Genomic DNA, 25,214 nt, shown 5'->3' with positions numbered 1-25,214 from the left:
ACGCTTGGTGTGGGAGAGCGTGGCGTCAGCCGGCTAGAACGCCGAGCTGCGTGAGGAACCAGATCGACACCGCGGTGCCGACGGCGAGAGCAGCACCGCCGGCGATGATCCCGGTGAGAGCGAAGGCCCTGGGCCGTCCGCCGAGGTATCCGACGATGCCGAAGGCGATGGCGAAGAACGCCGGAATCCAGGCCGCGAAACTGAGACCGGGGATGACCGCGAAGACCGCGGCGACGATCCCGACGATCATGGCGATCAAGCCGAACTTCGCGCGCGGATTCACCGCGGGTTGCGGCGGCGTTCCTGCGCTCAGAGCCCAGCGGATACTGGTCGCGTCCGGTTCATCGGTGTGAGGCGGCGCGGGCGGCGGCGCGTACTGCGGCGCGGAGTACGCGGGCGCGTACGGCGGGGTGGAGTGGTCGGCCCCATACTGCGGAGCGGAGTACTCGGGTGCGTAGGTGGGTGGCCCGTAGGCCGGCGGCGCGTACGCCGGCGGGCCGAACGGATTCGGCCCTTGCTGGGGAGCGGGTGGTGGAGCGTCCGACGGCGGGGCGACGACCGGCGGAGCGTGCACGGCGGCCGCCGCGGGGCCGACCGGACGCATGACCGTGGAGTCCTCGACGTCGACGGATGCCTCAGGCATCCCCTGCTGCGGAGCGACGCGATGGGCTGCGCGAGAGATGCCGGTCCATTCCACACCGGACCAGTAGAGCTCCTCCGCGTCATTCCACGGATTCGGATACCAACCCGCCGGAATCTCTGCAGCCATGCGTCGAATGATAGGCGGTCGAAGACCCTGCTGCCGATGGGGAGCAGTCACCGCACGGTACGTTCGACTCCATGAGAATCTCGGTGACCGGATGCGGCTACCTGGGTGCCGTGCACGCGGCCGCGATGGCCCAGCTCGGGCACGACGTGATCGGCATCGACATCGACGAGGCGAAGATCGCGGCGCTCGCGGTCGGCCGGCCGCCGTTCTACGAACCGGGCCTGTCTGACCTGCTGACCGAGTCCATCGCCTCAGGCAGGCTGCGGTTCACGACCGATGCTTCGCAGGCATCCGAGGCCACCGTGCACTTCATCGCGGTCGGGACGCCGCAGACGCGCGACGGCAACGCGGCCGACCTGCGCTTCGTCGATGCCGCGGTGGATGCCCTGCTCCCGCACCTGGAGCCAGGGCACGTCGTCGTCGGCAAGAGCACCGTCCCGGTGGGCACCTCCGCGGCACTCGCCGAGCGCATCCGTCCGACGGGAGCACGGCTGCTGTGGAACCCGGAATTCCTGCGCGAGGGCTACGCGGTGCGCGACACCGTGGAGCCCGACCGGCTGGTGTACGGCGTGGAGACGGGGGACGAGGCATCCGTCGCCGTGCTCGACGAGGTGTACGCGCACGCGCTGGAGAAGGGCACGCCTCGAATGGTCACCGACCTCGCGACGGCCGAACTCGTCAAGGTGGCCGCGAACGCCTACCTCGCCACGAAGATCTCGTTCATCAACGCCATGGCCGAGATCGCCGAGGCGACCGGGGCCGACGTCACGCAACTGGCGGATGCCCTCGGCTACGACAATCGCATCGGCAGGCGGTTCCTGAACGCAGGCGTCGGCTTCGGCGGCGGATGCCTGCCGAAAGACATCCGCGCGTTCACGGCCCGGGCAGACGAGCTGGGTCGAAGCGAGGCACTGGCGTTCCTCAAGGAGGTCGATGCGATCAACCTCCGCCGGCGTCGCCGCGTGGTCGACCTGGCGACGGCGGAGCTCGGCGGATCCGTCGTCGGACGCAAGGTCGCGGTGCTCGGCGTCACGTTCAAGCCGCACTCGGACGACGTTCGCGACTCCCCGGCGCTCGACGTCGCCGTAGCGCTCAAGGGACTGGGCGCGAACGTGGTCGCGGCCGACCCGAGGGGCGTCGCGAACGCGAGGGCGAGGCATCCGCAGCTCGAGTACGCGGAGGAGACGAAGGATGCCTTGCGAGACGCCGACCTCGTCATCCTCGTCACCGAGTGGCCCGAGTACACCGGGCTCGACCCGGTCGCCACACGCGAACTCGTGGCGCAGCCGATCGTGATCGACGGACGCAACGCGCTCGACCGCGACGCCTGGACCGCGGCCGGCTGGCGCTACCGCGGGATGGGCCGCAGCTGAGGCGCGCCGCCCCATATCCTGGTGCGATGTTCACCGACCTCCCCGAGCACGAACTCCGCACGTACACCAGCGAACAGCGCGAGCCCGACGACTTCGACGCGTTCTGGACCGAGACTCTCGACGACGCCCGGTCGTTCCCGCTCGACGTCGTGGCGACGCCCGTCGACACCGGGCTCACCTCGATCCTCCTGTACGACGTCACGTTCAACGGCTTCCACGGACAGCCGATCAAGGCGTGGCTGCGGGTGCCGGCCGGGGCATCCGCTCCGCTGCCGACGATCGTGCAGTACCAGGGGTACGGCGGCGGGCGCGGTCACGCTCTGGAGAACCTGCTCTGGGCATCCGCCGGCTTCGCGCACTTCTTCATGGACACCCGCGGCCAGGGCTCCAGTTGGGGGCTCGGCGACACGTTCGACCCCGACGGCAGCGGGCCGTCCGTTCCGGGTGTGATGACCCGCGGCATCGAGAGCCCGTACACGTACTACTACCGCCGGCTCTTCACGGATGCCGTGCGCGCCGTCGAGGCCGCCCGTTCGCTGCAGGTCGTCGACTCCGACCGGGTCGTCATCGCGGGCGGCAGCCAGGGCGGCGGCATCACGCTCGCGGTCGCCGGGCTCGTGCCCGACGTCGCGGCGGCGTTCCCGCGCGTTCCGTTCCTGTGCGACTTTCCGCGCGCATCCGTCATCACCGACAACATGCCCTACAAGGAGATCGGCAACTACCTCGCCGTGCACCGCGACCGGGTCGCCGCGGTGCACTCCGTGCTCGGCTACTTCGACGGGGTGAACTTTGCGAAGCGCGCGAAGGCTCCCGCCTGGTTCTCGACCGCGCTGATGGATGCCACCTGCCCGCCCTCGACGGTGTTCGGGGCGTTCAACGCGTACGCCGGGGCATCCAAGGAGATCGTCGTCTGGCCGTACAACGGCCACGAGGGCGGCCAGCTCGAGGACGATCAGCGGATGCTCGCCACCCTGCGGACGCTGTTCTAATGATCGCGGCTGGCGCCGCTCAACTGACTCAATCGGCTCGGCCAAGCGAGCAAGCTCGCTTGGCTCTCGCCTCAATCGTCAGTAACCGCTCTTGCTGCTGCCGGTGACCTTGTCGCCTGACGGCGACACCGCCCACCAGATGCCCTGCACTCCCTGGCCATTGACGTCGCCCTTGGTACCGTCGCCGGAGTAGGTGTACAGCGGCAGTCCGTTCAGCGTGATCTGGTGCTTGCCGCTCGGAGTCGCGATGGTCCCGACCTTGCCGGTCACGCCGCTCACGCTGGGCGTCGCCGAGCTGCTCGTGACGGGCGGCCACGCGTTGAGGCATGCCCCGGTGCAGGAGCTCTTGCCCGAGTTCGCCGTGTCGTTGTCGAACACGTAGACGGTGAGTCCCTTGTCGTCGACCACCACGGTGCCGAGCGACGTGGTCGCCGTGCCGAGGTCGTTCGAGGTGGACGCGTTGCCCCCCTGCGACGCCGAAGCGGATGCGCTGGGCGACGATCCGGCCGAGTAGCCGCCGGCGGAGCCGCCAGAGGTGCACCCAGCCAGAGCGAAGACGGCGATCGCCGCCGCGGCCAGTGCTGGTGCGATTGTTCTGCGCACGATGAGTCCTTCCGTGGATGCCGGCGCCGCCGAAAGAGCGCCGCCCGCCGAGACCACGTGCCCGGCCGCCGTTCGGTTCACCGCGGCCGCTGCGCGTCGCTCAGGAGGTCGGATGCACCGGCGCGGCGAGAAGCACGGCCCCCGTGTCGAGCGCGCGGAGCTCGATGCGCGCGATGCTCGCAACGGGGATCGCGGTGGAGTCCGTCGTGCGCACGACATCGCCGGGGCCGGCAGACCACGTCGCGACGCGGTCGGTTGTACCGTCGCGGGCGACGACCCAGAGCCCGTAATCCCAGCGCGATGCGCTGCCGGAGTCGGGCGACCAGCTCGAGTCCGCTTTCCAGATGCAGACCATGCCGATCGACGTGCCCCACTTCTTCGAGGTGAGCGTGACCTGCGCCTGAAGCGGGCTCGAGGATGCGCTGCCCACCTGGTGCAGGCTCGTCGCCACGGTCGCCGGCGGCGGTGCGCTCACCACGGCGGGCACCACGAGGGCGAACGCCGCAGCCACGGCGGCCGCTCCCACGATCGCGCCGGCCACCGACCAGCGACGCACCCGCCTGCGGCGCCGCACCCGGTGCAGGAGTGCAGGAACGAGGTCGGGCGGAGCGGCGTCGGGTGACGCGTGGTCCGACTGCGCGGCATCCGTCGATGAGGTGAGAAGCAGGTCCATCGCCTCGTCACGGGGGAGCGCGCCAAGCAGCCCGGGCACGCCGGCCAGTTCACGTACCGAGGCGGAGCAGATCGGACAGCTCGCCAGGTGCTCCTCGTACGCGCGTCGATCGGCGGGGGAGAGCGACCCGAGCACGTAGGCGGCATCCCACTCCGCGAACCGTTCGTGCTCGGCGTGGCCTGCGCGGTCCTGCGCCTCGTGGTCGTTCATCGGGTCACCCCCTTCTCCTGCAGCGCGAGCCGCAGCGCTCGCAGCCCGTAATGCATGCGCGACTTCACCGTTCCTTCCGGGATGCTCAACTCCTTGGCGATCTCCGCCGTGGAACGTCCGCCGTAGTACGCGTGCACGATCACGGCGCGATGCTCCTGCGACAGCGACGTGAGCGCATCCGCGATCAGCCACGCGTCGAGGCGGGCATCGGTGTCGTCGGGTGCCGGGGCATCCGGAAGCACGTCCGTTGTCACCTCATGCGTGTGTCGCGCGCTTCGCACCCCGTCGATCACGAGGTTGCGCGCCACCGTGAACAGCCAGGCACGAGCGGATGTCTCGCTCTGGTCGAGCACACTCGGCTTGCGCCAAGCGCGCAGCAGGGTCTCCTGCACGATGTCGTCGGCCTGCGCGGTGTCGCCGGTGAGCGAGACCACGTACCGCCACAGGGCCGGCGCATGCTCGTCGTGCAGAGCACGAAGCAGTGCCGCGTCATCCGCGCCCATGTCGCCTCCGCGTTCATTCTTCCGCGCCCGCCGGCGCGCGGCGAGGCGGGTCACTTCAGACACGAGGCGTGGGCCCGTTCGGTTCAACGCGGCGTGCAAAGCTGAACCATCGGAGCGTGCACTACGTTTCACGGCTATGGACTCGTACACGTTCCTGGGCCTGCCGCTGCACATCCTGCTCGTGCATGCAGTGGTCGTTCTCACGCCGCTGACCGCGCTCGCCGTGCTGCTGCACGCGCTGTGGCCGGCCGCGGCGCGCCGGCTCGGGATCGTCACCCCACTCGCCGCCCTCGTCGTGCTCGTGCTCACCCCGATCACGGTGAACGCGGGTCAGGCGCTCGAGGCCGTCACCGGAGTGACGCCGGCCATCCAGAAGCACGCCGATCTCGGCAACACCCTGCTCGGCTGGGTCATCCCGCTGTTCATCGTCGCGCTCATCGAGTGGCTGTGGACGAGATTCGGCGAACGGATGCTCGAGGGTCGGGTGACCGGCACGGCTCTCGTGGGCATCCGGATTCTGATCGGCATCGCGGCCGTCGTCATCGCCGTGGGGTCCGTGATCGACATCGCGCTGATCGGCGACGCAGGGGCCCGTGCCGTGTGGGGTCCCCTCCTGCAGAGCCGGTAGCGCCTACTTCTTGGCCGCGGCCGCGCTCGTCGTCTTCGCAGTGGCTGTGGCCTTGCTCGATGTGCCGGCGCGGGAGCGCGATGCCGAGGCGCGCGGTCGGGGAGTCGAGGCATCCGCCGCTTCCGTCATGGCGCGGGACACCGGCATGAGGCGCGTGAGCTGCGTCACGTGCGACGGGTTCAGCTCCTCGAGGCTCGAGACGCCGAGCAGTCGCATGGTGCGCACCAGCTGTGTGCGGAGGATGTCGATCGTCTTGTCGACCCCCTCGCGTCCGCCGGCCATCAGGCCGTACAGGTACGCGCGGCCGATCAGGGTGAACTTCGCGCCGAGCGCGACGGATGCCACGATGTCCGCGCCGTTCATGATGCCGGTGTCCACCATGACCGTGGCGTCCTTGCCGACCTCGCGCACGACATCCGGAAGCAGCCAGAACGGCACGGGGGCCCGGTCCAGCTGGCGTCCGCCGTGGTTCGACAGCACGATGCCGTCGACGCCGAGGTCGATCAGGCGCTTCGAGTCCTCGACGTTCTGAACGCCCTTGATGACGATCTTGCCCGGCCACATTCCGCGGATCGTCGCCAGGTCGTCGTAGCTGATCGTCGGATCCATCGCGGCGTCGAGCAGGTCGCCGACCGTGCCTCCCGTGGACGACAGCGACGCGAACTCGAGCGGGGGCGTGGTGAGGAAGTCGATCCACCACCACGGACGCGGGATGGCGTTCACGATCGTGCGCAGCGTCAGCGCCGGCGGAATCGAGAACCCGTTGCGCTTGTCACGGAGCCGGGCGCCGGCGATCGGCGTGTCCACCGTGAACATGAGCGTGTCGAAGCCCGCCGCCGCCGCGCGGCGTGCGAGCCCATACGAGATCTCGCGGTCGCGCATCACGTACAGCTGGAACCAGTTGCGGCCGGTACGGTTGGCCGCCTTGACGTCCTCGATCGAGGTCGTGCCGAGCGTCGACAGCGTGAACGGGATGCCTGCGGCGCCTGCCGCCGACGCTCCCGCGATCTCGCCCTCGGTCTGCATCAACCGCGTGAAGCCGGTCGGGGCGATGCCGAACGGCAACGCGGAGGGGCCGCCGAGAATCTGGCACGTGGTGTCGACATCCACAGCAGGACGCAGGATGCCGGGGTGGAACTCCACGTCTTCGAACGCCTGCCGCGCCCTCGACAGGCTGATCTCGCCCTCGGCCGATCCGTCGGTGTAGTCGAAGGCGGCCTTCGGCGTGCGGCGCTGCGCGATGCGGCGGAGATCCTGGATGGTCAGCGCCGAGTCGAGGCGTCGCTTCTTCGCGCTCAGCTGCGGCTTCTTGAACTGCATGAGGGCGGCGAGCTCGCGCACCTGCGGCAGCTGTCGTTGCACCATGTTGTCTCCTTCGTCGGTCAGTGGTGCCGTCGTTCGTCGGCTAGCTCTTGGATGGTTCGTTCGTGAGGCGCGACTCCGCCGCATACCCGGCGACGTGCGCGTGCACGCGGCGGGCGGCATCCGTCGCGTCGCCGTCGCGGATCGCCTGCAGAATGCCGCGATGCTCCGCGCGCAGCCTCGCCGACGTCGCCCACCACGAGGGCAGGTTGGGCACCGCCTGCAGCACGTAGCCCTCGATCGAGTCGCGGAGCCCCGCCATCGTGGCACTCAGCACCGTGTTTCCGGATGCCTCGGCCAGCGCCACGTGGAATCGCGCGTCGAGCGCGAGGAACTCCGCGGGCTCGAGGTCGGGCACATCCATGGCGTCGAGCAGAGCGGATGCCCGCTGCAGGTTCACCGCACCGCCACCGCGCTCGCCCTCCGCAGCGTTCCCGCCGTTCGCGGCTCGCGCCCGCGTGCGGGCGAGGTGCGCCGCGATCGCGGGCTCCACCACGAGTCGCGCCTCGACCACGTCGGCCACCGGGAATCCCTGCGCGGCGACGTGCAGGCGCATGACGGCGCTCATGCCGCCATCCGGAGAGGCGACGATGATGGCGCCGGCGTTCGGCCCACTGCCGGTAGCGGTGCGCACGAGCCCGAGCACCTCGAGCACGCGGATCGCCTCGCGCACCGACGAGCGGGCGACGCCGACATCGGTGGCGAGCTGGCGTTCCGGAGGGAGGTGGTCGCCGGGCCGGAGCTCGCCGCTGAGCAGCCTGGATTCGATGTGCTCGAGGGCCACCCGCCAGGCGCGGGATGCCGGCGGCGCGGCTTCTGGAGCGGCGGCGCGCGCGGTGCTCTGCGGGGTGGCCTCCTGGACGGCGGCGTCCGGTGCGGCAGCGCGTGGCGCGGTGGCGTCCGGCACGATTGCACCGCCTTCCCGCTCGTGTAGCGCCGCCATGAGCACCTCCTGTGGTCCGACCACAGAAGCGTAGCACTGTGGTCTGACCACACGGGCCTGCGCGATGACGATGGATGACGCCGCGGAATGCACGAGCCCGAACCGCGTTGCATCGTAGAGCAACCACCGGCGCACGCCACGAAGGAGAATCCATGTCTGCACCGCGCACCCGCATCGGCTCATCCGACCTCGAGGTCTACCCGCTGTCGCTCGGCGGCAACGTCTTCGGCTGGACCTCCGACGACGACCAGTCCTTCGCGGTGCTGGATGCGTACGCGGATGCCGGCGGCAACTTCATCGACACCGCGGACGGCTACTCGCACTGGGTGCCCGGAAACCACGGCGGAGAGAGCGAGCGCGCGATCGGCCGCTGGCTGGCACGCCGCACCGACCGGGACTCGTTCGTGATCGCGACGAAGGTCAGCACGCATCCGGACTTCAAGGGGCTCGCCCCGAGCAACATCAAGGCAGCGGCGGATGCCTCGCTGGGCCGCCTTCAGGTCGACCACCTCGACCTGTACTACGCGCACTTCGACGACCCGGCCATCCCACTCGCCGACACGGTCGGCGCGCTCTCCGAGCTGGTGGATGCCGGCAAGGTGCGGGCGATCGCCATCTCCAACTACACGCCGGAGCGCATCGACGAATGGTTCGCGGTGACCGAGCGCGACGGCCTGCACCGCGCCGTCGCGCTGCAGCCGCACTACAACCTGGTCGAGCGCGACTTCGAGAACGGGCTCCGCGAGCGGGCGGAGCGCTTCGGGCTCGGCGTGGTTCCGTACTTCGCACTCGCGAGCGGGTTCCTCACCGGCAAGTACCGCGACGGGGTCGACGTCGACAGCGCCCGCGCCGCCGGTGCGGTGAAGTACCTCGACGACCGCGGACGTCGCGTGCTCGCCACCCTCGACGAGGTCGCGGCCGGGCACGACGCATCCGTGGCATCCGTTGCGCTCGCCTGGCTGCGCGAGCAGCCGACGGTCGTTGCGCCGATCGCGAGTGCACGCACCGTAGAGCAGCTACCTGCGCTGCTGGAGTCCGTCACGCTGCGCCTGGGCGCCGACGAGGTGGCGGCGCTGGCCGACGCATCCTCCGCGGAGGACGACGCCGCCGCATAGCGCGGCTCGTGCTGTCGAGCCGGCGTTTTGTCGTCGCGCCGCCCCTCCACTCACGCGAATCGCGGGGTGGCTCGACGACAATCTACGGGCTCGGCGGAGGGGGGTGCTAGGTGCGGAGCACGACGTTCAGCGGCGGCTCGCCCGCGAGCATCCGTTCGATCTGGCGCCGCAGCAGCCGGGCCATGCGCGGCATCATCGCGCTCGAGGCACCGCCGACGTGCGGCGAGATCAGCACGTTGGGCAGCGCGAACAGCGGATGCCCCTGAGGCAGCGGCTCCGGATCGGTCACGTCGAGCGCGAACCGCAGCCGGCCCTCTGTCGCGTGCTTCAGCACGGCATCCGTGTCCGCGACCGCTCCGCGCGCGACGTTCACGACGAGGGCGCCGTCGGGGAGCGCGGAGAGGAACTCGTCGTCGACGAGGTGGCGGGTGGCATCCGTCAGCGGTGTTCCGACGACGACGATGTCGGCGCGCGGCAGCAGCGCGGGGAGCTCGTCGATGCCGTGGATGTGCAGATCGCCCTCGTCGCGGGCACGGGATGCCACGCGCGTGATCTCGACCTCGAACCCGGCGAGCCTGGCCTCGATGGCCTTGCCGACCCCGCCGTATCCCACGATCAGCACGCGACGGTCGGCGAGGCTGGCGAGGCGTTCCGGCGCCCACTCGCCGCGCTCCGCGGCCCGCACGAAGTCCGGGATGCCTCGCTGCTTCGCGAGCATGAGCGCGAGCGCGAGCTCCGCGGTGGATGTCTCGTGCACGCTGGCCGCGTTGGCGAACACGAAGCCGGCGGGCAGCACGGATGCCACCCCGTCGTATCCGATCGACTGGCTCTGTACGAGCTCGGCGTGCACGCCCTCGAGCGCGGCGAGCACCGCGATGCCGCCCATGTACGGCGGCACAACGATGTCGAAGCGGTCGCGCGGTGGGGGTGACGTCAGGTCCCACTTCACGAACTCGACGCCCTGCGGCAACGGTCCGGGTAGCGCCTGGTAGGTGTTCAGCAGGGCGGATCCGGGAACGCTGACGACGATGCTCACGCCTTCGACCCTACGGCGTGAGCGCAGGCGGCATGGAGAGACGTCCGCACTCCGGTCCTGGATGCCGAGACTACGGTTTGCGTGCCGAGGCTGGCCTCCCGTCATCGAGACTACGGCCCGGGTGTCCAGACTACGGACTTTGACCGTAGTCAGGATGCGGTGTCCATAGTCTCGGCCTCCGCGGAGGTGGACGGGCCGCAGGACACGGACGGGCGGCGGTGACGCCGACGGGCGGCGGTGACGCCGACGGGCCGCGGTGACACGGACGGGCCGCAGGGACACGGACCGGCCGCACCGACCCGGACGGGCCGCGCGACGCGGACGGGCCGCGCGGACACGGACGGGCCGCAGGGACACGGACGCGCGCTGCGGGCCGACACGAGCCGCATGTGGATCGATTCATCGAATCGGCCGCTGACCGGCGACTTCGTGCGCGTGTCCACCCCTGAACGGGGACTTGTTGCGAAACAGGGCTTGACCTCGCCCGGGGGCATCGCTATATATTGAAACCATTCAATCTCGGGAAAGCGTTTTCCGGAGTGCGCCGGCGTGATCCGAAGCCGTTCACGCGGGGCGATTCGGCGTGCGCGCAGACGGTCTGCCGCACGGTCGATTCGCCGTGCGCAGCGGACAACGCGATGAGCAAGGAGGCTCAGGTGGCAGTGCGTCGATCCATCCCAGGCCAGGCCGACGCCGACGTGCAGCGCGACAACTGGACCCTCGCGCAGTACCCGTCGTAGGCACCCGAAAGACATGACGGAACGGATGCGAAGGAGCATGCCATGACGATCGGTCGCGTGAACGAGGGCGGCGGCACGGGCCACCGCGAAGCGTCGGGACTGGCGCAGCTGGCCTACGCGGCCTGCGGCGCGGTCACGTGGATGGCCGCACTGAACCTGGCCTGGTTCGTCGGCACCCTGCTCGGCGGCGTGGTGCTCGGTGCAGGGCCGGCGACGGCGGCGGCGCACACCCTCGCGCGACGGCGGATGCGCGGGGACGGCATCCGCTTCGTGCGCGACTTCTGGCGGGAGTACCGCACGCAGTGGGGCACCGCGAACCTGGTGTTCGCACCCGTGGTCGTCGTGATCGGCTCGCTCGTCTTCAGCTGGGCGTACGCGATCGACTCGCACGCGCCGTGGCCGTTCATCGCCGTGCTCGTCGCGGTCTCGGTGCTCGTGATCGGAGCCGGCGGAGTGCTCGGCCCGATGTACGCGCACTACGAGCTGCCCAGGCGGCGCTACCTGACGACCGCACTGCGCTTCGCCCTGGCCATGCCGTGGGCCATCGTGCTGCTGGTCGCGCTCGCCGCGGCCGTCGTGCTCGTCACGGCGATCGTGCCCGCGCTGTTCTGGTTCGTCTCGGTCGGCGCCTGGATCTACCTCGACACCGCGCTCTGCCTCACGCTCTTCGCCGCCAACGACGCCCGCGTTCAGCAGGACGCCTGACGACATCCATCCATCACCACATCCAATCGCAGAAGGAGATTCCCACGATGAAAACAACTCGGAGAAGAGCGGTGCTGGCCTCGGCCGCAGCTCTCTGCGCCACCGCGATGGCGCTCACCGGATGCACGTCCTCGACGCCCAAGACAGCGTCGACGGCGGCCAAGCTGTCGACGCTGACGGTCATGGCTCCCTACCTGAGCACGCAGGCGCCGGCCGCCGACAACCCGGTCGGCGCGGCGCTGGAGAAGGTGATCGGAACCAAGCTCGACGTCACGTGGGTGCCGAACTCCTCGTACGGCGACAAGACGAACATCACTCTGGCGAGCAACGACATCCCCGACGTGATGGTCATCCAGGGCAAGGACTCGGGCTTCGTCAGCAACGCAGAGGCCGGCGCGTTCTGGGACCTCACTGACTATCTGAAGGACTACCCGAATCTGAAGACCAACGAGCCGCAGGTGCAGGAGGCGTCCAGCATCAACGGCAAGGTCTACGGCGTCTTCCGCGCCCGTGACGTGATGCGCACCGCGGTCATGGTCCGCAAGGACTGGCTGAAGAAGCTCGGCCTCTCGATGCCCAAGACCACCGCCGATCTGCTCAAGGTGGCCAAGGCGTTCACCGATGACGACCCGGATGGCGACGGCAAGAAGGACACGTACGGCATCGCGATTCCGAAGTGGCCTGGCGGGTTCGCCACGAACAGCCCGTACGACGCCATCGAGACCTGGTACGGCGCGGGCAACGACTGGTACCAGACCGGCGGCAAGCTGGAGCCGACCTTCACGAACCCGAAGTGGATCGATGCGCTGAACTTCGAGAAGAAGCTCGTTCAGGGCGGATACGTGAACCCTGACTACGCCACGCTCGACTCCGTCGACTGGAACCAGCCATTCCTCACCGGAAAGGCCGGCATCATCATCGACACGTACTCCCGGGCGCGCCAGATCAACGGTCTTCTCGAGAAGCAAGACCCGACGACCTACCAGAACATGGTCGCGGTGACCGGCAACCTCATCGGGCCAGACGGCAAGATGCACGCGCTGCCGACGCCCGGCTACTCCGGGTTCCTCGCCATCCCGAAGGCATCCGTCAAGACCGTGGCGCAGCTCAAGGGCGTGCTCTCGGTGCTGAACAAGATGAACTCGAAGCAGGCCCAGATCATCATGAACAACGGCCTCGAGGGACAGAACTTCACCGTCAAGGACGGACGTGCCCTCCCGATCACCACCACGGACGGCACCAACCTGACGGCCATCGTGGCGAGCTACGCACAGCTGGGCACGAACGTGAACGGCTCGAAGTTCTACCCGCCGGCACAGCCGAACGCCTACGACCAGCAGCAGTACGACGCCGAGATCAAGACCATGAACGCCGACACCAAGAACGCGGTGTACAACCCGGCGGCGGCATTCGTCTCCAACACGTACGCACAGGAGGGCGCCACGCTCGACAACATCATCGTCGACGCGCGACTCAAGTACATCTCGGGCCAGGACAGCCTCGACCAGCTGAAGGCGGCCATCCAGCAGTGGAAGTCCAGCGGTGGTTCGCAGGTGATCTCCGAGACGAACGACCTCTACAAGAAGTCCAAGAAGTAGCCCGATCCGGTGGCGGGCCGGGCTGAACCGGCCCGCCACCCAGGACGAGACACGAGGCACACGATGTCGATACAGAAGCTCGACACGGTCACGGAGTCGCTGCTGGTGCGTGAGACGCCCCCGCCGCTCCGGGCCCCGCGACGGAAACGCCGATGGCTGGCGACGATGAACCGCTACAAGTGGTTCTACCTGATGCTGCTGCCCGGAGTGGCGTACTTCGTGATCTTCCGGTACGCACCGATGGGCGGCGCGGTGATCGCGTTCAAGAACTACGTGCCGTTCCTCGGCATCTTCGGCAGCCCCTGGGCGGGATGGGCGCAGTTCCAGCACCTGTTCGGGTCGCCGGACTTCGTGCGCCTTCTCTCGAACACGCTCATCCTGGCCGGCCTGAACCTGTTCATCTGCTTCCCGCTGACGATCGTGGTGGCGCTGCTGCTGAACGAGTTGCGGCTCACGGTGCTCAAGCGGTCGGTGCAGACGCTGATCTACATCCCGCACTTCCTGGCCTGGACCATCGTCGCGGCCCTGACCTACCTGCTGTTCGCGCAGGGCTCCGGCGTGCTGTTCAACTTCTTCAACGGAGTCTTCGGCACCCACGTCGACTTCCTCACGTCGCCCGGCTGGTTCCGGCCGCTGATCATCCTGCAGAGCATCTGGAAGAGCACCGGATGGGGCACGATCATCTACCTGGCAGCGCTCGCCGGCGTCGACCCCAACCAGTACGAGGCCGCCGTGATCGACGGCGCCGGCCGCTGGAGCAGGATGTGGCACGTCACGCTGCCGGCCATCCGCGGAACCATCGTCGTGATGCTGATCCTCTCGATGGGATCCATCCTCAACACCGGGTTCGAGCAGATCTACCTGATGACGAACTCGCTCAACCGCAGCGTCGCGGATGTCTTCGACACCTACGTCTACTTCGTCGGCATCTCGCAGGGCTCGTACAGCTACGCCACCGCGGTCGGCCTGTTCAAGGCGATCGTCGGGGTCATCCTCATCGGCGGCGCCAACTGGGTGGCCAAGCGACTCGGACAGGACGGGATCTTCTGATGACGACGGCGACACGAGCGCTCACCACGGTGAGCGGCACCAGACGACGCACCCGGATCAAGCCGGAGCGATACCGCTACAACACGAGGGCGGGGAAGGTCTTCGACGTCTTCAACTTCGCGCTGCTGACCGCGATCGGGCTGGTCGCGCTGTTCCCGTTCGTGTTCGTCCTGGTGCGTTCGTTCGCGCCGGAGACGGAGCTCGAGTCGAGCGCCTTCTTCCTCTGGCCGAAGGCGTTCACGTTCGAGGCGTACAACTCCATCTTCTCGACGCCCGCGTTCCCGCGCGCACTGATCACGACCGTGGTCGTCACCGCGGTCGGCACAGTGGTGCAGCTGTTCCTCACCGTGCTGATGGCCTATCCGCTGTCGAAGCGCGGGCTGCCCGGCCGCAACATCATCATGAGCGGGGTCGTGTTCGCGATGGTGTTCTCCGGCGGCATGATCCCCACGTTCCTCGTCGTGAAGAACCTCGGCCTGCTGAACAACTACCTGGCGCTCATCCTGCCGCTGGCGATCGACCCGTTCAGCCTGATCATCATCAAGAACTTCTTCCAGAACCTTCCATCGGAGCTGGAAGAGGCAGCGAGGGTGGACGGCGCGACCGACTTCGGCGTGTTCTGGCGGGTGGCGCTTCCGCTGTCCAAGCCGGTGCTGGCGACATTCGCCCTTTTCTACGCGGTGGCGATCTGGAACGACTACATGTCGCCGCTGCTCTATCTCAACGACAGCTCGATGTGGACGCTGCAGATGTTCCTGCAACAGGTGACCAGCGCATCGAACCTGCAGACCGCGCAGCAGGACCAGCCCGGCTACATCCCGCCGTCCGAGGGCGTGAAGTACGCGGTGGTCGTGGTCTCCACCATCCCGGTGCTGATCTTCTACCCGTTCCTGCAGAAGCACTTCGCGAAGGGGATGCTGATCGGAGCCGTGAAGGGATGACGATCCACCTGGCAGGCGATTCCACCGTCGCCCCCGCGAAGCCGGAGGAAGACCCGCTGACCGGTTGGGGCGAGCACCTCTCCGACTACGTGAGCGACGACGTTCGGGACCTCGCCGTGGGCGGCGCGACGACCGGCTCGTTCGTGGCGGAGGGGCGGTGGGATGCCCTGCTCGAGGGCCTGCACCCCGGCGACTGGGTACTCATCCAGTTCGGTCACAACGACCAGAAGGAGCCGCACCTGGATGCCTGTGGCGGGTACCGCAGAAACCTCGAGTCCTTCGTGCGTGACGTGCGGGCACGTGGGGCGGAACCCGTGCTGCTCACGTCAGTGGAGCGGCGGCTGTTCGAGGACGGGCGGCTGCGGCGCACACATGGCGCGTACCCGCAGGCCGTGCGCGACCTGGCGAACGAGCAGGACGTGCACCTCATCGACGCCAACGCCTTCACCCGGTGGCTGTACGAGTGGCTCGGCGAGGAGCGGTCGCAGGCGTTGTTCGTGCACCTCTCACCAGGGGTGTCCCCAGCGTGGCCGGAGGGTGTCGCGGACAACACGCACTTCAGCCACGACGGCGCCCACGCCGTCGCCCGATTCGTCGCGCGCTCGCTCGACGGCATCCGTCGGGTCGGAGAGCACGAACCGGCGTGGGGCAAGTGGAAGGTGCGCCCGTGACCGTGCTCTACCGCAACCCGCTGAGCGGGCAGGCCGACATCGCCGACTGGGTTGCCGAGGGTCCGATGGGGTCGGCCGACGGAGAGCACGGACTCGAGCTGTTCAGCACCGCAGACGAGGCGGAACTCGGCGACCACGCGCACTTCACGGTGTGGTGCCCGCGGGAGCTGCCCGACGGCATCCGGGTGTCCTGGTCGTTCCGCCCGCTGACCGACGAGGGCCTCGCGATGGTGTTCTTCGCCGCCACGGGCATCCGCGCCGACCTGTTCTCGCCGGAGCTGAAGCCGCGAACCGGCTACTACCCGCAGTACCACTCCGGCGACATCCGCACGCTGCACGCGTCGTACTACCGTCGCAAATGGCCGACCGAGCGCCGCTTCACGACGAGCAACCTGCGCAAGTCGCCCGGGTTCCAGCTCGTCGCCCAGGGAGCCGACCCGCTGCCCGGAATCGCCGACGTCGACGGCTTCTACCGCGTTCACGTCGAGAAGGACGGCCCGTCGGTGCGGTTCGGCATCGACGACCTGACCCTGTTCGCCTGGAACGACGAGAGCGGCGACGTTCTCGGCGCCGGGCGCGTCGGGTTCCGCCACATGGCACCCCTGCGTGCCGCCTACCGAGATCTCGAGGTGACCTCACTGCATGACTGACACCATGAACGACAAGACCACGGCGGTGCATGCCGGATTCGACGGCGTCGACGTTCGTTGGCTCGGCGACGAGCCGCCGCGCGAGCTGGAGGGCGCGGTCGCGTTCGGGGCGCCACTGCCGCGCGGCACCTTCGCATCCGTCGGTGAGTTGGAGGTGGTCGACGAGACGGGCGACCCGGTGCAGGCGCAGCTGTGGCCGCTCGCCACCTGGCCGGACGGATCGCTGAAGTGGGCGGCCGCGGCGACCGCGGACGCGCGGAACGGGTACCGGGTGAGGCGGGCATCGGGCGTCGCTCCGGTGAATGCCGCTTCCTCCCTCCACGTCACGAGTGAACCCGATGGCGTGCGCGTCGACACCGGCGCGGTGTCGCTCGTGGTGCCGGCGTCGGGTCCCGCCCTCGTGGCGGATGTCCGCATCGCCGGACGCGAGGTCGCTCGCGACGCGCGCCTGGTGAGCGTGCTGCAGACCACGCCGCCGGAGACGGAGGACTACCGCGAACGCGTCGCGTTCGAGGGCGAGGTCTCCTCGGTCGAGGTGGAGCAGCAGGGGCCGGTGCGCGCCGTGGTGCGCGTCGAGGGCATCCATCGTGCCGTCGACGGGGACCGCGCCTGGCTGCCGTTCACGGTGCGGCTGTACTTCACGGCGGGGCTGGCGGGCATCCGCATCGTGCACTCGTTCGTGTGGGACGGCGACGTCGAGCGCGACTTCCTCGCAGGGCTGGGCTTTCGCGTCTCGGTCCCGTTGCGCGAGCAGCTGCACGACCGGCACGTGCGCATGGCAGGCGCGGAGGGCGGGGTGTTCGCCGAGGCGGTGCGCGGCATCACCGGGCTGCGACGCGACCCGGGCGAGGCGGTGCGGCGGGCGCAGGTTGCAGGCATCCCGACCCCTCCCGTCGGCGAGTGGGCGCCGGCCGTGTCGCGGCGGCTTGAGCTCATCCCGGCGTGGAATGACGTGACGCTGTCGCAGCCCACGGCCGACGGCTTCACGCTGCGCAAACGCACCGCGGCCGGCCACGCCTGGGTCGGCATCACGGCCGGAACCAGGGCTGCCGGTTACGCCTACCTCGGCGATGTGACCGGCGGCGTCGGGGTAGGTGTGCGCGACTTCTGGCAGTCGTACCCGGTGCAGCTGGATGTGCGCGACGCCGCGAGCGACGAGGGCACGCTGACCGCGTGGCTGCACTCGCCGGAGGCCGAGCCGATGGACATGCGGTTCTACCACGACGGGCTCGGCCAGGACGACTACGAGACCCAGCTCGAGGGCCTCGAAATCACGTACGAGGACTACGAGCCCGGGTTCGGCGACGCGCACGGCATCGGCCGCACGCACGAGCTGTGGCTGCGACCGTACGACGCCACGCCCGCGACGACGCTGTTCGCCGAGCACGCGGGCCTCGTCGCCGACCCGCCGCAGCTCGCCACCGCGCCCGCGAGCATCCGTTCCGCCGGCGTCTTCGGCGATTGGAGCCTGCCCGACCGCAGCACGCCGGAGCGCGCGCTGCTGGAGGACCAGCTCGACGCGCTGTTCGCGTTCTACCGCGATCAGGTCGACCAGCGCCGCTGGTACGGGTTCTGGAACTTCGGCGACATCATGCACACCTACGACCGCGACCGGCACGTGTGGCGATACGACGTGGGCGGCTACGCGTGGGACAACTCCGAGCTCTCGCCCGACCTGTGGCTCTGGTACGCGTTCCTGCGCACCGGACGCAAGGATGTCTTCCGTATGGCCGAGGCGATGACCCGCCACACCGGCGAGGTCGACACCTACCACGCCGGCAGGTTCAAGGGGCTCGGGTCGCGGCACAACGTGCAGCACTGGGGATGCAGCGCCAAGCAGCTGCGCATCAGCAACCCGGCGTACCGCCGCTTCTTCTACTACCTCACCGCCGACGAGCGCACCGGGGACCTGCTGCACGAGCTGCGCGACAGCGACCGCACGTTCCTCGCGCTCGACCCGACGCGCAAGGTGCGAACGGATGCCGCCACCTACCGCCCCGATCAGCACGCGCTGGCCATCGGACTCGGCACGGACTGGGGTGCGCTCGCCGCGACCTGGCTGACCGAGTGGGAGCGGTTCGGCGACGAATGGTCCCGCGACCGGCTGCTCGGCACGATGACCGACATCGGCGCGCTGCCGCACGGGTTCCTCACGGGCGAGGCGCTCTACGACCTCTCCACCGGACGTTTCGACACGTCCCGCGATCGCATCGCGGTCTCGCACCTGAGCGCCGTCTTCGGCCTCGTCGAGATGTGCAGCGAGCTGATCGCCCTCGTCGACGTGCCCGGGTTCCGGGATGCCTGGCTGCAGTATTGCCGCCTGTTCCTCGCCACCGAGGAGGAGCAGCTCGCCGCGGTCGGACAGGTGCTGCAGGGCACCAACCTCACTCAGGCGCACAGCCGACTGCTCGCCTACGTCGCCCACTACGCCGGCGACGCCGAGCTGGCCAGGCGGGTGTGGCGGGCGTTCGATGCGAGCGGCGAGTTCCTCGCCCGCGGCGATTTCCACGACGTGGATGCCGTGCTGCACGTTCGCACCGTGCTCCCGCCCGAGGTGCTCGCACCGGTCGACGAGGCCGAGCGGGTGTCCACGAACGCTGCGGCGCAGTTCGGGCTCGCGGCCATCCAGAACCTGGCACTCGTGGGGGAGGCGATCACCGAGCGCGGAGCGGCATGAGTGCGAACGGTTTCGCACCTGAAGAAGACGAACGACGAACGAACGCACATTCACACGAACACGTATTCAAAGGAGAAGTGAACTTGAGAAGCATCAAACGCATCGCCGTCGCCGGGACCTGTGTCGCCGGCCTTCTGCTCACACCCATCGCGGCGCACGCGGCGTCGTCCCCGGCGACTGGTTCGCAGGATTCCGCGCTGTCGGTACTGAACGTGCTGACGAAGACGACGTCGCCGGGCTCGCACGCGTACTACATCTCGCCGACCGGCGACGACAACAACCCCGGAACGAAGGATGCCCCGTTCAAGACGCTGATGCGAGCGCAAGCAGCGGCGTCCGCCGGCGACGTGGTGTACATCCGGGGCGGCGTGTACAACCAGTTCACCATCCCCGAGACGAACAACCCGTTCGAAGACGTCTACCACTACGTGAACCCGATCTATAAGAGCGGAATCACGTATGAGGCGTACCCCGGTGACCCGAGGCCGGTGTTCGACTTCAGCAACGTGCCGACCGATCAGCGGGTGGCCGCCTTCTACATCCAGACGAACGTGACCGACGTCAACTTCGTGGGATTCGACGTGACCGGCGTGAAGGTCGGCGCTCAGAAGCAGTCAGAGGCGTTCCGCATCGCGGGCGGCGCGAACTTCGTCGACATGGCCGCGTACGGCAACGAGGCGAACGGCTTCTACTACACGATGGACGGCACCGGGGTCGTGCTGAACAGCGACTCCCACGACAACATCGGGCCTACTGTGACCGCTGCCGGGAACACGGACGGATTCGGTGCCCACGCCAAGAACGTGTGGTTCATCGGCGACCGCTCCTGGCACAACAGCGACGACGGATTCGACAGCATCTCCTCGCACGGCCGGGTGGCGTACATCGACGACTGGTCGTTCGACATGCACGGCAACCAGAACGGCATCGGCGACCAGAACGGCTTCAAGGTCGGCGGATTCGCCTACGCGACCAGCGGGCTGCCGGATCCGATCCCGCTGCACACCGTCATCGACTCGCTCGCCGCCGACAACGGCGCGAACAACTTCTATGCGAACCACCAGCCTGGGCAGTCGGCCTACTGGATCAACAACACCGGCTACAAGCCGGGCTACGGTGCCGACTTCAACATGCTGGAGCGCGTGAGCCCGACCAGCCCCGACAACATCGCGGGCTACCGGGAGGTGCTGCACAACAACCTCGCGTTCACCGGCCCGCTGACCATGAACGACAACACCCCTGCCGCGAACGAGACGAACAACTCGTGGACGCTGAACGGCGGCCTCGGCCTGACGGCCTCCGACTTCGAGAGCGTCGACATGCAGCAGCTGACCGCCCCCAGGAAGGCCGACGGCAGCCTCCCCGACGTGAACTTCTTGAAGCCCGTCGAAGGTTCGGCGGCGCAGACGGCCGGGCTCGGCTACCTCGCCGACAAGGGCGACGTGTACTCCACTCTGCAGAAGCTGATCGGGGTGTACGTGCAGTCGGGAGACATCGACAGCCAGGGCGTCGCGGACAGCCTCGTCGAGAAGCTGCAGGAGCGCGAGCTCGGCGCCTTCACGAATGAGCTGGATGCTCAGTCAGCGAAGCACGTCAGCGCGTACGCGGCAGAGACGCTGACGCTAGTGGCGGGCGCGCTCACCGCGTAGGCGTCTCGCGCGGCCCGCCCCACGCGGCGCCTGCCCCGCTCACGCGGCGCCTGCCCGGCCCACGCGCGTCGAGACTACGGTTCGGCGACCGACACTATGGTCGTCGGCCGTAGTCTCGCGCGCGCAACCGTAGCGTCGACGGCCGAACCGTAGTCTCGGCCGCGGGACCGCAGTCTCGGATCAAGCTTCCAACGGCGCCGACGACTCTCGCACGACGAGTTCGAAGCCCGCTCGCTCGCGTCTGCCCGGTCCGGTGTGTCCGGCGATGCGTTCGGTGAGCATCTCGACTGCTCGCCTCGCGATCGTCGCTTTGTCGGGCGCGACGCTCGTCAGCGAAGGCATCGCATAACGGCCGTCTTCGACGTCGTCGAACCCGACGAACGCTACCTGCTCGGGAATGCGCAGGCCCAGTTCCCATGCCGCCCGCATCGCCCCCAATGCGAGGAGATCGTTGAAGCAGAAGACCCCGTCGGGCGGGTCGGTACCTTCTAGCATCGACCGCATCGCCGCCGCTCCACTCGCTCGCGTGTATTCAACGAGGGTCATGTATCGGAACGGATCGAGTCCCGCCTCTTCCATCGCCTTGACGAATCCCGCTTCGCGCTGCGCCGTGGTTCCTGCTTCCCGACTCTGCCGTCCGAGTGCTGCGATGCGGGTGCGGCCGGTTTCGATGAGATGCCGCGTGGCGACATACGCGGCCTCCACGCCATCCACGGCGATCTGGTCGACGCTCGGCCCGTAATCCTCCTCGCCGAGAAGGACGATCGGCTGGGATGCCGCGGCTGCCTCGATGTCTGCAGCCGTCAGATTGAGCGCGTTCAGCAGCACTCCGTCGAAGGTTGCTGAGACCGAGCCGCCCCGCAGAACGGCGCGCTCGCGCGCCGGGTCGCCGTTGGTCTGGTCGACCACGAGCGTCAGAGCGCGTCGATCCAGCTCGGGAATCAGTGATCGAGCGAGGTCGGAGAAATACGGGATGTCCAGCTCAGGCACGACGAAGGCGATCACCCCGGTGCGCCGAGTCCTGAGGCCGCGCGCGTGCGGATTGGGCCGGTAGCCCAATTCAGCGATAGCCGCCTGCACTCGCTTGCGCGTCTCCGACCCCACGCGTTCCGGGATGTTGACGACGTTGGAGACAGTGCGCTGGGACACACCGGCCGCTTTGGCCACATCGTGAGCGGTCACCGCCATCGAGACCTCCTGTGTTCACGAGCCTCGCCGCGGCATCGTCCGGGCTTGCGCTCAGGGTACTGCCGGCGGTGATGGGGCGAGCATTTGGCAAACGTTTGCCACACTCTTGTGCTACGTAGCAAAAGAGAATTACGGTGGCACGCGTGCTACGTAGCACAACCGGGCCGACAGCATCGGTTCGTTTCAGGAGCACGCCGTCGAAGGAGATGTGCACCATGCCTTTCACTGTTGGACCCGGCGATCGGAGCCCGGGATGAGCGCATTGAACGAACTGCGCGCACTGAAACTCCCGAAGGGAGCGAAGCGGGTTCGCGATAAGTCCGAGACACAGGACAACAAGGCAGCCGTAGTGTTCCTCGCGCCCTGGCTGATCGGCTTCTTCGCGATCACGCTCGGCCCGATCATCGCATCGCTGTATTTGTCGTTCACGAACTACAACCTCCTGCAGAACCCAGAATTCACCGGACTGACGAACATCGAGCGGATGCTGCAGGACTCCGATCTGGGCAGTTCGCTCATCGTCACGCTGACGTACGTCGTGATCTCGGTGCCATTGCAGCTCGCCGTAGCGTTGGCCATCGCGGTGCTGCTGGATCGAGGCATGCGCGGCCTCTCGTTCTACCGATCGGTGCTGTATCTGCCCTCGCTGCTTGGAGGCAGTGTCGCCATCGCCGTGCTCTGGCGCCTGGTGTTCGGAGGCGACGGCCTGCTCAACGCCTTCCTCGCCATCTTCGGCATCCATGGACCGTCATGGATCGGGTCACCGGACACGGCCCTCGGCACCCTGATCATCCTGCACGTGTGGACGTTCGGCGCACCGATGGTGATCTTCCTCGCCGGGCTGCGCCAGATCCCTCAACAGTTCTACGAGGCGGCGTCCACCGACGGCGCCGGCAGGTGGCGCCAATTCCGATCCATCACACTGCCGCTGCTGAGCCCCATCGTCTTCTTCAACCTCGTGCTCGGGGTGATCGGAGCGTTCCAGTCGTTCACGCAGGCCTATGTGATCTCGAACGGCTCGGGTGGTCCGACCAACTCGACGCTCTTCATCACGCTGTACCTCTACCAGAAGGCGTTCGGAAGCTTGCAGATGGGTTACGCATCCGCCATCGCCTGGTTGTTGCTGCTGATCGTCGGCGCCGCCACCGCGATCAACTTCTGGGCCTCCAAGTATTGGGTCTTCTACGATGACTGATCAGCCGACCGCGCTGCGCCCCGCAGCATCCCGCTCCTCGTCACGAGCCGCCGACCGCGGCTCCGGAAGCCCCGCACGCATGGCGTTGCTCCGCCGGCAGCGTATTGCGAGTATCGGCAGACACACGCTGCTGATCGTCTTGAGCGTCGTCATGCTGTACCCGGTGCTCTGGATGGTCGCCAGCTCCCTGCGGCCCGACGGATACATCTTCAACAACCCGAGCCTCGTGCTGAACACGTTCGCGTACAAGAACTACACGAACGGATGGAGCGCACTCCAACAGCCGTTCGGTGTGTACCTGTTGAACTCGGCGATCATCGTGCTCGGAGCGATCGTGGGCAACCTGTTCAGCTGCTCGCTCGCCGCGTACGCGTATGCCCGGCTCAGGTTCCGGTTCAAACGGTGGGCCTTCGCCGCAATGCTCGTCACGATGATGCTCCCGATCCAGGTGCTGATCATCCCGCAATACGTGATCTACGCACAGCTCGGCTGGATCAACACGTTCCTGCCGCTGATCGTGCCGAAGTTCCTCGCGACCGACGGGTTCTTCGTCTTCCTCATGGTGCAGTTCATCCGCGGCATTCCTCGCGAACTCGACGAGGCTGCGCGCATCGACGGCGCCGGTCATGCGCGCATCTTCCTGCAGATGATCCTCCCGCTCATGAAGCCTGCACTCGCGACGGCCGCGATCTTCACCTTCATCTGGACGTGGAACGACTTCTTCAGCCAGCTGGTCTTCGTGACGGCGCCCGACAAGTACACGTCATCCGTCGCACTCCGGCAGTTCATCGACCCGACCGGACAGTCCGACTTCGGCGCGCTCTTCGCCATGAGCGTCGTCACGCTGGTCCCGGTCTTCCTCGCGTTCCTGTTCGGCCAGCGGTTCCTCCTGCGAGGCATCGCGACCACCGGAGGCAAGTAGGCGGAGGCGTCGACCACCGCCGCCCTCTCATTCGCACCACTGTTACCAAAACCATTCGAAGGAGAATCATGAAACGGCAGACGAGATCGCGTTTGCGTTCACGCATCGTCGGCACCATCGCGGTCGCCGCCGCATCGGTACTTGCCCTGACCGGATGCGCCGTCGGGAACGGCGGCAGCACTTCCGACGACGGTCCGAAACTCAGCAAGGGGCCCGTGACCATTTCGCTCTACTGGTGGGGCGCTGGTGCTCGAGTCACGGCGACCGAGGCAGCCGTGAAGCTCTTCGAGAAGAAGCATCCGAACATCACCGTCAAATTGCAGTCGACGGACTGGGGCAGCTACTGGGACAAGCTCGCGACCACTGTGGCGGGTGGCAATGCTCCCGATGTCATGCAATTCGATCAGCTGTACGTCGCCTCGTACGCACAGCGCGGCGCCATCGCCGACCTGAAGACCTACAGCAAGTACATCGACACGTCGCAGCTGTCGAAGAACGTGCTGGCCACTGGCGAGTACCAGGGCAAGCTCTACGCGGTGCCCATCGGCTTGAACTCGATCGGCGTCGCCGTCAATCGCACACTGCTCGAGAAGTACGGGGTGAAGCTGCCCGACTCGAAGTCCTGGACCTGGGACGACCTGAACCGCGTTGCCAAGCAGATCACCGAGAAGTCGGGCGGAAAGGTGCGTGGGCTCGATCCGTTCGGCGGGGACACCCCTTCGCTGACGCTGTGGGCGCGCCAGCATGGAAATCAGCTCTTCGATCAGAAGGGTGACGTCGTTCTCAAGCCCTCGGTGCTCGCGAGCTACTGGCAGTATGCGTTGGACCAGATCAAGGACGGTGTGACGCCGACCGCATCGCAACTCGCCGAGGGCTCGACCGGGAACCTCGATCAGTCGGACCTCGCAACGGGCAAGGTGGCGATGACGTTCCTGCCGTCGAACCTCACCGCGTTCCAGGCGGCAGCACCGACTCAGAAGCTCGACATGATGCCCTTCCCGAACACGTCCAATGCGAAGAAGGG

At 67.9% G+C, this 25,214-nt stretch carries 23 protein-coding genes; 15 read left to right on the top strand and 8 right to left on the bottom strand.

The genetic code is table 11. The features are described 5' to 3' along the window. Positions 1–25: 25 nt before the first annotated feature. A complete protein-coding gene (locus ACTHNC_RS01285; protein WP_440292778.1) occupies positions 26–769 on the bottom strand; it encodes a hypothetical protein in 744 nt (247 codons plus the stop codon). A 71-nt stretch (positions 770–840) separates the two neighbouring features. Between ACTHNC_RS01285 and ACTHNC_RS01280 the strand changes: the two genes are divergently transcribed. Then, complete coding sequence (locus ACTHNC_RS01280; RefSeq protein ID WP_440292777.1) at positions 841–2,142, top strand: UDP-glucose dehydrogenase family protein; 1,302 nt, start codon at positions 841–843, stop codon at positions 2,140–2,142. Positions 2,143–2,168: 26 nt separating this feature from the next. Then, entirely contained in the window at positions 2,169–3,131 is a 963-nt protein-coding gene (locus tag ACTHNC_RS01275) for an acetylxylan esterase (protein WP_440292776.1), read from the top strand. 78 nt (positions 3,132–3,209) lie between these two features. On the opposite strand, the gene ACTHNC_RS01270 is transcribed toward ACTHNC_RS01275, so the two are convergent. From ACTHNC_RS01270 to ACTHNC_RS01260, 3 genes are read right to left on the bottom strand one after another with little or no spacing between them, the layout of a single operon-like run. After that, positions 3,210–3,815 (bottom strand): COG4315 family predicted lipoprotein, encoded by a 606-nt coding sequence (locus ACTHNC_RS01270; protein WP_440292775.1) that lies wholly within the window; start codon positions 3,813–3,815, stop codon positions 3,210–3,212. A gap of 19 nt (positions 3,816–3,834) precedes the next feature. Then, a complete protein-coding gene (locus ACTHNC_RS01265; RefSeq protein ID WP_440292774.1) occupies positions 3,835–4,617 on the bottom strand; it encodes an anti-sigma factor family protein in 783 nt (260 codons plus the stop codon). Then, on the bottom strand, positions 4,614–5,120 hold the full coding sequence (locus ACTHNC_RS01260; protein WP_440292773.1) for a sigma-70 family RNA polymerase sigma factor: 507 nt from the start codon (positions 5,118–5,120) through the stop codon (positions 4,614–4,616). The genes ACTHNC_RS01265 and ACTHNC_RS01260 overlap by 4 nt, the downstream gene beginning before the upstream one ends. A gap of 136 nt (positions 5,121–5,256) precedes the next feature. On the opposite strand from ACTHNC_RS01260, the gene ACTHNC_RS01255 reads away from it, so the two are divergent. Beyond that, complete coding sequence (locus ACTHNC_RS01255) at positions 5,257–5,748, top strand: hypothetical protein (RefSeq protein ID WP_440292772.1); 492 nt, start codon at positions 5,257–5,259, stop codon at positions 5,746–5,748. Between the two features lie 3 nt (positions 5,749–5,751). Here the strand turns inward: ACTHNC_RS01255 and ACTHNC_RS01250 are convergent, their stop codons facing one another. Then, on the bottom strand, positions 5,752–7,113 hold the full coding sequence (locus ACTHNC_RS01250; protein WP_440292771.1) for an alpha-hydroxy acid oxidase: 1,362 nt from the start codon (positions 7,111–7,113) through the stop codon (positions 5,752–5,754). 40 nt (positions 7,114–7,153) lie between these two features. Further along, on the bottom strand, positions 7,154–8,053 hold the full coding sequence (locus ACTHNC_RS01245) for a FadR/GntR family transcriptional regulator (RefSeq protein ID WP_440292770.1): 900 nt from the start codon (positions 8,051–8,053) through the stop codon (positions 7,154–7,156). Positions 8,054–8,205: 152 nt separating this feature from the next. Here ACTHNC_RS01245 and ACTHNC_RS01240 point away from each other — a divergent pair, with 152 nt between their 5' ends. Further along, the gene (locus tag ACTHNC_RS01240; RefSeq protein ID WP_440292769.1) at positions 8,206–9,168 is read left to right on the top strand and encodes an aldo/keto reductase; all 963 of its coding nucleotides are present in this window, start codon (positions 8,206–8,208) and stop codon (positions 9,166–9,168) included. 106 nt (positions 9,169–9,274) lie between these two features. On the opposite strand, the gene ACTHNC_RS01235 is transcribed toward ACTHNC_RS01240, so the two are convergent. After that, positions 9,275–10,204 (bottom strand): 2-hydroxyacid dehydrogenase, encoded by a 930-nt coding sequence (locus tag ACTHNC_RS01235; protein WP_440292768.1) that lies wholly within the window; start codon positions 10,202–10,204, stop codon positions 9,275–9,277. A 782-nt stretch (positions 10,205–10,986) separates the two neighbouring features. Here ACTHNC_RS01235 and ACTHNC_RS01230 point away from each other — a divergent pair. The 8 genes from ACTHNC_RS01230 to ACTHNC_RS01195 all read left to right on the top strand — a co-directional run bounded on the left by ACTHNC_RS01230 (position 10,987) and on the right by ACTHNC_RS01195 (position 20,885). After that, a complete protein-coding gene (locus ACTHNC_RS01230) occupies positions 10,987–11,649 on the top strand; it encodes a YesL family protein (RefSeq protein WP_440292767.1) in 663 nt (220 codons plus the stop codon). Between the two features lie 47 nt (positions 11,650–11,696). Further along, the gene (locus ACTHNC_RS01225; protein ID WP_440292766.1) at positions 11,697–13,247 is read left to right on the top strand and encodes an extracellular solute-binding protein; all 1,551 of its coding nucleotides are present in this window, start codon (positions 11,697–11,699) and stop codon (positions 13,245–13,247) included. 63 nt (positions 13,248–13,310) lie between these two features. After that, a complete protein-coding gene (locus tag ACTHNC_RS01220; RefSeq protein WP_440292765.1) occupies positions 13,311–14,297 on the top strand; it encodes an ABC transporter permease in 987 nt (328 codons plus the stop codon). After that, positions 14,297–15,238 carry a carbohydrate ABC transporter permease gene (locus ACTHNC_RS01215; RefSeq protein ID WP_440292764.1) on the top strand — a complete coding sequence of 314 codons (942 nt, stop codon included), beginning with the start codon at positions 14,297–14,299 and terminating at the stop codon, positions 15,236–15,238. Before ACTHNC_RS01220 ends, ACTHNC_RS01215 begins: the two co-directional genes overlap by 1 nt. After that, the gene (locus tag ACTHNC_RS01210) at positions 15,235–15,909 is read left to right on the top strand and encodes a rhamnogalacturonan acetylesterase (protein WP_440292763.1); all 675 of its coding nucleotides are present in this window, start codon (positions 15,235–15,237) and stop codon (positions 15,907–15,909) included. The genes ACTHNC_RS01215 and ACTHNC_RS01210 overlap by 4 nt, the downstream gene beginning before the upstream one ends. Continuing rightward, entirely contained in the window at positions 15,906–16,559 is a 654-nt protein-coding gene (locus ACTHNC_RS01205; RefSeq protein ID WP_440292762.1) for a DUF1961 family protein, read from the top strand. The genes ACTHNC_RS01210 and ACTHNC_RS01205 overlap by 4 nt, the downstream gene beginning before the upstream one ends. Then, positions 16,552–19,236 (top strand): exo-rhamnogalacturonan lyase family protein, encoded by a 2,685-nt coding sequence (locus tag ACTHNC_RS01200; protein ID WP_440292761.1) that lies wholly within the window; start codon positions 16,552–16,554, stop codon positions 19,234–19,236. Before ACTHNC_RS01205 ends, ACTHNC_RS01200 begins: the two co-directional genes overlap by 8 nt. A gap of 83 nt (positions 19,237–19,319) precedes the next feature. After that, positions 19,320–20,885, top strand: coding sequence for a right-handed parallel beta-helix repeat-containing protein (locus tag ACTHNC_RS01195; protein ID WP_440292760.1), 1,566 nt, complete (start codon positions 19,320–19,322; stop codon positions 20,883–20,885). Positions 20,886–21,065: 180 nt separating this feature from the next. Here ACTHNC_RS01195 and ACTHNC_RS01190 read toward each other — a convergent pair whose 3' ends face one another. Then, positions 21,066–22,073 (bottom strand): LacI family DNA-binding transcriptional regulator, encoded by a 1,008-nt coding sequence (locus ACTHNC_RS01190; RefSeq protein ID WP_440292759.1) that lies wholly within the window; start codon positions 22,071–22,073, stop codon positions 21,066–21,068. Positions 22,074–22,326: 253 nt separating this feature from the next. Here ACTHNC_RS01190 and ACTHNC_RS01185 point away from each other — a divergent pair, with 253 nt between their 5' ends. The 3 genes from ACTHNC_RS01185 to ACTHNC_RS01175 form a co-directional block, all read left to right on the top strand. Continuing rightward, positions 22,327–23,268, top strand: a complete 942-nt coding sequence (locus ACTHNC_RS01185) for a carbohydrate ABC transporter permease (RefSeq protein ID WP_440292758.1) — start codon at positions 22,327–22,329, stop codon at positions 23,266–23,268. Continuing rightward, positions 23,261–24,190: a carbohydrate ABC transporter permease gene (locus tag ACTHNC_RS01180; RefSeq protein ID WP_440292757.1), complete on the top strand. Its 930-nt coding sequence runs from the start codon at positions 23,261–23,263 to the stop codon at positions 24,188–24,190. Before ACTHNC_RS01185 ends, ACTHNC_RS01180 begins: the two co-directional genes overlap by 8 nt. Positions 24,191–24,258: 68 nt before the next feature. Further along, positions 24,259–25,214: ABC transporter substrate-binding protein (locus ACTHNC_RS01175; RefSeq protein ID WP_440292756.1), on the top strand; the 956-nt coding region annotated here is incomplete at its 3' end.

The organism is Humibacter sp., from assembly GCF_051954055.1.
In the GTDB taxonomy this organism is placed as follows: Bacteria; Actinomycetota; Actinomycetes; order Actinomycetales; family Microbacteriaceae; genus Humibacter.
The sequence above is the reverse complement of the archived record's forward strand: the minus strand, read 5'-3'. Positions and strand labels throughout refer to the sequence as shown.